At 66.9% G+C, this 6,266-nt stretch carries 6 protein-coding genes; all 6 read left to right on the top strand.

Annotated elements, in window-relative coordinates; translation table 11 throughout:
- The coding region (gene miaA, locus KGM94_RS22565) for a tRNA (adenosine(37)-N6)-dimethylallyltransferase MiaA (protein ID WP_300264270.1) at positions 1–902 on the top strand (902 nt) is incomplete at its 5' end.
- Positions 903–1,233: 331 nt separating this feature from the next.
- Positions 1,234–3,009, top strand: a complete 1,776-nt coding sequence (locus tag KGM94_RS22560; protein WP_300264268.1) for an acetolactate synthase 3 large subunit — start codon at positions 1,234–1,236, stop codon at positions 3,007–3,009.
- A gap of 4 nt (positions 3,010–3,013) precedes the next feature.
- Complete coding sequence (locus KGM94_RS22555) at positions 3,014–3,997, top strand: threonine dehydratase (RefSeq protein ID WP_300264266.1); 984 nt, start codon at positions 3,014–3,016, stop codon at positions 3,995–3,997.
- Between the two features lie 22 nt (positions 3,998–4,019).
- Positions 4,020–4,562, top strand: coding sequence for an acetolactate synthase small subunit (gene ilvN / locus KGM94_RS22550; RefSeq protein WP_300264264.1), 543 nt, complete (start codon positions 4,020–4,022; stop codon positions 4,560–4,562).
- 3 nt (positions 4,563–4,565) lie between these two features.
- Entirely contained in the window at positions 4,566–5,261 is a 696-nt protein-coding gene (locus KGM94_RS22545) for a class I SAM-dependent methyltransferase (RefSeq protein ID WP_300264262.1), read from the top strand.
- Positions 5,262–5,296: 35 nt separating this feature from the next.
- On the top strand, positions 5,297–6,172 hold the full coding sequence (locus KGM94_RS22540) for an EamA family transporter (protein WP_300264260.1): 876 nt from the start codon (positions 5,297–5,299) through the stop codon (positions 6,170–6,172).
- Positions 6,173–6,266 lie beyond the last annotated feature (94 nt).

The following is a 6,266-nucleotide window of genomic DNA, read 5'->3' as shown; positions in this document are numbered from 1 at the left end:
CCAGCGGCAAGTCGGCGCTCGTGCTCGAACTTGCGCTGGCAACCGGCGGCATCGTCATCAACGCCGATTCCATGCAGGTCTATCGTGACCTCCGTATCATCACGGCGCGGCCGACTCCGGAGGACGAGGCGCGCGCGCCGCACTGGCTCTACGGCCATGTCGATGCCGGCGTGAATTTTTCCGCCGGCGCGTGGCTCGCGGACGCGGCCCGGGCGCTGGACGAAGCGCGCGCGCAAGCGCGTCTGCCGATCTTCGTCGGCGGCACGGGGCTCTATTTCAAGGCGCTGACGACGGGGTTGTCGGCGGTGCCGCCGATTCCCGCGGAAGTGCGCGAGGCCGTGCGCGCGCGGCTGGAGCGCGACGGCGTCGAGGCCCTGCATGCGGAACTCGCGCGCAGCGATCTCCGCGCCGCCGAGCGCTTGAGGCCGCGCGATCGCGCCCGCATCGCGCGCGCGCTCGAAGTGATCGAGGCGACCGGGCGCTCGCTGCTCGACTGGCATCGCGAGAGCCTGCCGCCGCTCCTGCCGCCGGAGAGTTTTCGCGCGCTGTTCCTCGCCCCGGAGCGCGACGAACTCTATGCCCGGATCGATGCGCGCTTCGGCGCCATGCTGGCGGCCGGCGCACTCGATGAAGTCGCGCACCTCGCCGCCCGCCACCTCGATCCGCTGCTGCCGGCGATGAAGGCGCACGGCGTGCCGGCGCTGATCCGGCACCTCAAGGGCGAGATCAGCCTGGAGGAGGCCGCCGACATCGGCCGAGCCGACACCCGCCATTACGCCAAGCGGCAGTTCACCTGGTTCCGGCACCAGCTGAAGGAGTTCGAATGGGTGAAGCCGGAGGCGGCGAGGGGATGGCTCACACAAGCCGTTCAGGGGCGCGCTTGGCCGGACCCGGCACCTTGAAAGCCGCCATTTTGTGCATCTGCAGCAAATTACCTCTCGCCGAACGGCATCAACCCCGCTACATTGCCCAAATCGCGCAAATGTGGCCGCTTTGCCTTGACATTCGGCGTCTGGCCGCTATCGTTCGCGCAACCTTTGGGAAGTCGGGCCTGCCCCATGCGCAATATTATTGCAAAACTCATTATCGCCGTCGTACCCAGGCACACCGCCGGGGATGGCTAGCGGCCATCCAAGTCCAGGCGGTGTGCATGGGGCCTCTTGGGGCCCTTTTTTATTGCCCTCAACCACAACCGAAAGAAGCCGCTGGCAACAGCGCATCCGGAGCAAGCCAATGAGCAACGAGAGCCACGATCCGAACCAGATGACCGGCGCCGCGATGATCGTTCGCGCGCTCAGGGATCACGGCGTGCAGCACATTTTCGGCTATCCCGGCGGCGCGGTGCTTCCGATCTACGACGAGATCTTCCAGCAGAGCGACGTCCAGCACATCCTGGTCCGGCACGAGCAGGGCGCGGGTCATGCCGCGGAGGGCTATGCGCGCTCGACCGGCAAGCCGGGCTGCGTGCTGGTGACCTCCGGTCCCGGCGCCACCAACATGGTGACGCCGCTCACCGATGCGCTGATGGATTCGATCCCGCTGGTCTGCATCACCGGCCAGGTGCCGACGCACCTGATCGGCAACGATGCGTTCCAGGAATGCGACACCGTCGGCATCACCCGTCCCTGCACCAAGCACAACTGGCTGGTGCGCGACGTCAACGATCTCGCAAAGGTGCTGCACGAGGCCTTCTACGTCGCGACCACGGGCCGGCCCGGCCCGGTCGTGGTCGACGTGCCCAAGGACGTGCAGTTCGCGACCGGCACCTATCATCCGCCGCGCAAGTCGGACGTCCACGTCTCCTACGCCCCGCGCGTCAAGGGCGAGGCGGCGCAGATCCGCAAAGCCGTGGCGCTGCTCGCCCGCGCCAAGCGGCCGGTGATCTACAGCGGCGGCGGCGTCATCAACGCCGGCCCGGAGGCGTCGAAGGCGCTGCGCGATCTGGTCGAGATCACGGGCTTTCCGATCACCTCCACCCTGATGGGGCTAGGGGCCTATCCGGCCTCGGGCAAGAACTGGCTCGGCATGCTCGGCATGCACGGCACCTACGAAGCCAACATGACCATGCATGACTGCGACGTCATGCTGTGCGTCGGCGCGCGCTTCGACGACCGCATCACCGGGCGGATCGACGCGTTCTCGCCGAACTCGAAGAAGATCCACATCGACATCGACCCGTCCTCGATCAACAAGAACATCCGCGTCGACATCCCGATCATCGGCGACGCCGGCAACGTCCTGGGCGACATGCTGCAGGTGTTCAAGGCGGAGGCGAAGAAGCCGGACGTCAAGGCGTGGTGGCAGCAGATCGCGCAATGGCGCGCGCGCAATTCGCTGTACTACAAGAAGAACAACGACATCATCCTGCCGCAATATGCGATCCAGCGCCTGTTCGAGCTGAGCCGCGGCAGGGATACCTACATCACGACCGAGGTCGGCCAGCACCAGATGTGGGCGGCGCAGTTCTTCGGCTTCGAGGAGCCGCACCGCTGGATGACCTCGGGCGGTCTCGGCACCATGGGTTACGGCCTGCCGGCGGCGGTCGGCGTCCAGGTCGCCCATCCCGACAGCCTCGTCATCGACATCGCGGGCGACGCCTCCGTGCAGATGACGATCCAGGAGATGTCGACGGCGGTTCAGTACGAGCTGCCGATCAAGATCTTCATCCTCAACAACCAGTACATGGGCATGGTGCGCCAGTGGCAGCAATTGCTGCACGGCAATCGCCTGTCGCATTCCTACTCCGAGGCGTTGCCCGACTTCGTCAAGCTCGCCGAGGCCTATGGCTGCGTCGGCATCCAGGCCCTGAAGCCGGCCGATCTCGACGGCGCGATCGAGGAGATGATTGCGGTCAAGCGCCCGGTGCTGTTCGACTGCCGCGTCGCCGCGCTGGAGAACTGCTTCCCGATGATCCCGTCCGGCAAGGCGCACAACGAGATGCTGTTGCCCGAGCAGGCCAACGACGAGGCGACCGCGGCGGCCTTCGCCTCCGGCAAGGCGCTGGTGTGATGCCATGTTCGACCTGAAGGAGCTCGAGCGCGCGCAGGGAATCGTGGGGCAGGCGGTGCCGCCGACGCCGGCGCATGCCTGGCCGCTGCTCGCCGAGCGGCTCGGCACGGGTGTCGTGGTCAAGCACGAGAACCACACACCGATCGGCGCCTTCAAGGTTCGCGGCGGACTCGTCTATCTCGATCGCCTCAAGCGCGAGCGGCCCAACGTGCTCGGCATCATCTCGGCCACGCGCGGCAATCATGGCCAGAGCCTTGCGTTTGCTGCGAGCCGGCACGGCGTGCCGGCGGTGATCTGCGTGCCGCGCGGCAACTCGGTCGAGAAGAACCGCGCGATGAAGGCCTTCGGCGCCGAGCTGGTCGAGCACGGCGAGGATTTCCAGGCCGCGCGCGAGGAGGCCGAGCGGCGCGCGCAGTTCGCAGGGCTGCACATGGTGCCGTCGTTCCATCCGGACCTGGTGCTGGGCGTCGCGACCTATGCGCTCGAATTGTTCCGCGCTGCACCCGACCTCGACGTGCTCTACGTGCCGATCGGGCAGGGCTCCGGCATCTGCGGCTGCATCATGGCGCGCGATCTGCTCGGCCTGAAGACCGAGATCGTCGGCGTGCAGTCGACCGAAGCGCCGTCTTACGCGCTGTCCTTTGCGGCCGGCAGGATCGTGACCACCGAGACCAGCAACACGCTCGCCGACGGCATGGCGACGCGGATTCCGGATGCGGACGCCTTCGCGATCATCCGCAAGGGCGCCACGCGCATCGTGCAGGTGAGTGACGACGAGGTGGCAGCCGCGATCCGCGCCTACTGGACCGACACGCACAATCTCGCCGAAGGCGCCGGCGCAGCGCCGCTCGCAGCCGCCCTTCAGGAGAAGAGCAGGCTGCAGGGCAGGCGCGTCGGCCTCGTGCTGAGCGGCGGCAATATCGACTTCGACCTGTTCCGCAAATGGGTGATGGCGGATGCGCCGATGGCCCGCATGGCGGTGGCGTGACGAGAGAATGAAGGGGACGACCATGAACCAGCCCGCATCCGCCTATTTCATCGAGGAGCGTCACGATCCCAACGAGACGCATACGCTCTCGGTGCTCGTGCAGAACGAGCCGGGCGTGCTCGCCCGCGTCATCGGCCTGTTCTCCGGCCGCGGCTACAACATCGAGAGCCTCACGGTCTCGGAGACCGAAAGCCAGAAACATCTCTCGCGCATCACCATCGTCACCACGGGTACGCCGATGGTGATCGAGCAGATCAAGCATCAGCTCGACCGCATGGTCCCGGTCTACCGCGTCGTCGACATGACGCTGACCAAGCGCTCGATCGAGCGCGAGCTCGCGATGGTGAAGGTGCGCGGGCAGGGCGAGCATCGCGTCGAGGCGCTGCGGCTCGCGGATGCGTTCCGCGCCCGCGTCATCGACGCCACCACCGAGAGCTTCGTGTTCGAGATCACCGGCAGCACGGACAAGATCAACCAGTTCATCGACCTGATGCGTCCACTCGGCCTCGTCGAGGTGTCGCGCACCGGCGTCGCAGCGATCGGCCGCGGGCCCGAAGGGATGTGACACATGCTGGCGCGCGACTGGTACTACAACGAGCGCAACCGGATCGGACTCGAGCCTGCCGTCGCCTCGATCTACGACAACCATGACGACAGCGACCTGCGCGCCCGCGCCGCGCTGAAGATGCTGGGCGTCAGGCCGGGCTGGCGGATCGCCGACATCGGCTGCGGCAACGGCGTGCTGGCGACCGAGGGCGCGCTGATGGGTGCCGAGGTCGACGCCGTCGACATCTCGCCGGCGATGCTGGCGCTCGCCGAGATCTACGCGCGCGACCGCAAGGCGCAGGTCCGCACCCAGTCGGCGGGCCTGCTCAGCTTCACCTATCGCCCCGACTCCTACGACCTGATCGTCAGCGAGTTCACGCTGCATCATCTGCCGGATTTCTGGAAGGCGGTGGCGCTGAGCCGCATCTACCGCGCGCTGAAGCCGGGCGCCAATTTCTACCTGCGCGACATCGTCTATGTCTCGACGCCCGATGGAGGCGAGCGCGACGTCGAGCAATGGGCCGACTTCAACATCAAGAACCACGATTTTTCGAAGGAAAGCGTGGTGACGCATATGCGCGACGAGTACTCGACCTTCGGCTGGGTGATGGAGCGCATGCTGACCGACGTCGGATTCACGCTCGTCTCGGCCGACTATCACGCGCCGATGCACGGCACCTATTTGCTGCACAAGCCCAGGGCCGGCGAGCAGAGCTAGAGACGGAAGCCAGACGGCAGAGCCGAAGAACAACGATGAAGCCGGCCGACATCCTCGTCGCGATCCTCGTGGCGGTCATCTGGGGGCTTGCCTTCGTGGCGAGCCGGATCGCGCTCGACGAGTTCTCGCCGGAACTGATGACCGCGCTGCGCTTCTCGATCGCCGCCGTCCCCTGCCTGTTCGTACGCAGGCCGAAGGTCGCCTGGCCGCTCCTGATCGCCACCAGCCTGACGCTGTTTCTGGGCCAGTTCCTGGCGCAGGCCTACGGCATCGCGCACGGCGTGCCGGTGGGGCTGACCTCCGTGATCGTGCAGAGCCAGGCGCTGTTCACCATCGCCTTCGCCGCGGTCGCATTCGGCGAGCGGCCGACGCCGGTGCAGGCGCTCGGCGTCGGCATCGCGGGCGTCGGCCTTTTGATGATCTGTGGCACCGTCGGCTATGATTTCGGCATCGGCGCCTTTGCCGTGCTGATGATCTCGCCGGTCTCCTTCGCGGTCGGCAATCTGCTGCTGCGTGGCGCGCGCGGCGTCCCGATGTTCGACCTGTTCGCCTGGCTGTGCCTGGCGTCCGCCGTGCCGCTGTTCGCCCTGGCGCTGATCGCCGACGGCCCGGGGCCGACCTTGCAGTCGCTGCTGCACATGTCGCTCACCGGGCTCGTCTGCATGCTGGTGCTCGGCGGCCTCTCGACCTCGATCGCCTACTGGCTGTGGGGCCGGCTGCTGCACGACCACCCGGCCGCCCAGGTGGTGCCGTTCGCGTTGCTGGTGCCGTTCGTGGGCTCGGCGGCCTCGAGCCTCGTGTTCGGCGAGAAATTCGGACCGCTGCGCCTCGCCGGCATGCTGACCGTGATCTTCGGCATCGCGGTGATGCTGCTCGCGCGTCGGCCGCAAGCCCTGCCGAAGACGGCGTGAGGTCCTCAGGGATGCATGATGCCGCAGTTTTCCATGCAGAAACGGGTTTCCCAGCGGGACGAAAATGCTCTAGACAGCCCCCGAAATCCGCCAA

It is taken from the genome of Bradyrhizobium sp. (assembly GCF_028868675.1).
Lineage (GTDB): Bacteria > Pseudomonadota > Alphaproteobacteria > Rhizobiales > Xanthobacteraceae > Bradyrhizobium.
The sequence above is the reverse complement of the archived record's forward strand: the minus strand, read 5'-3'. Positions and strand labels throughout refer to the sequence as shown.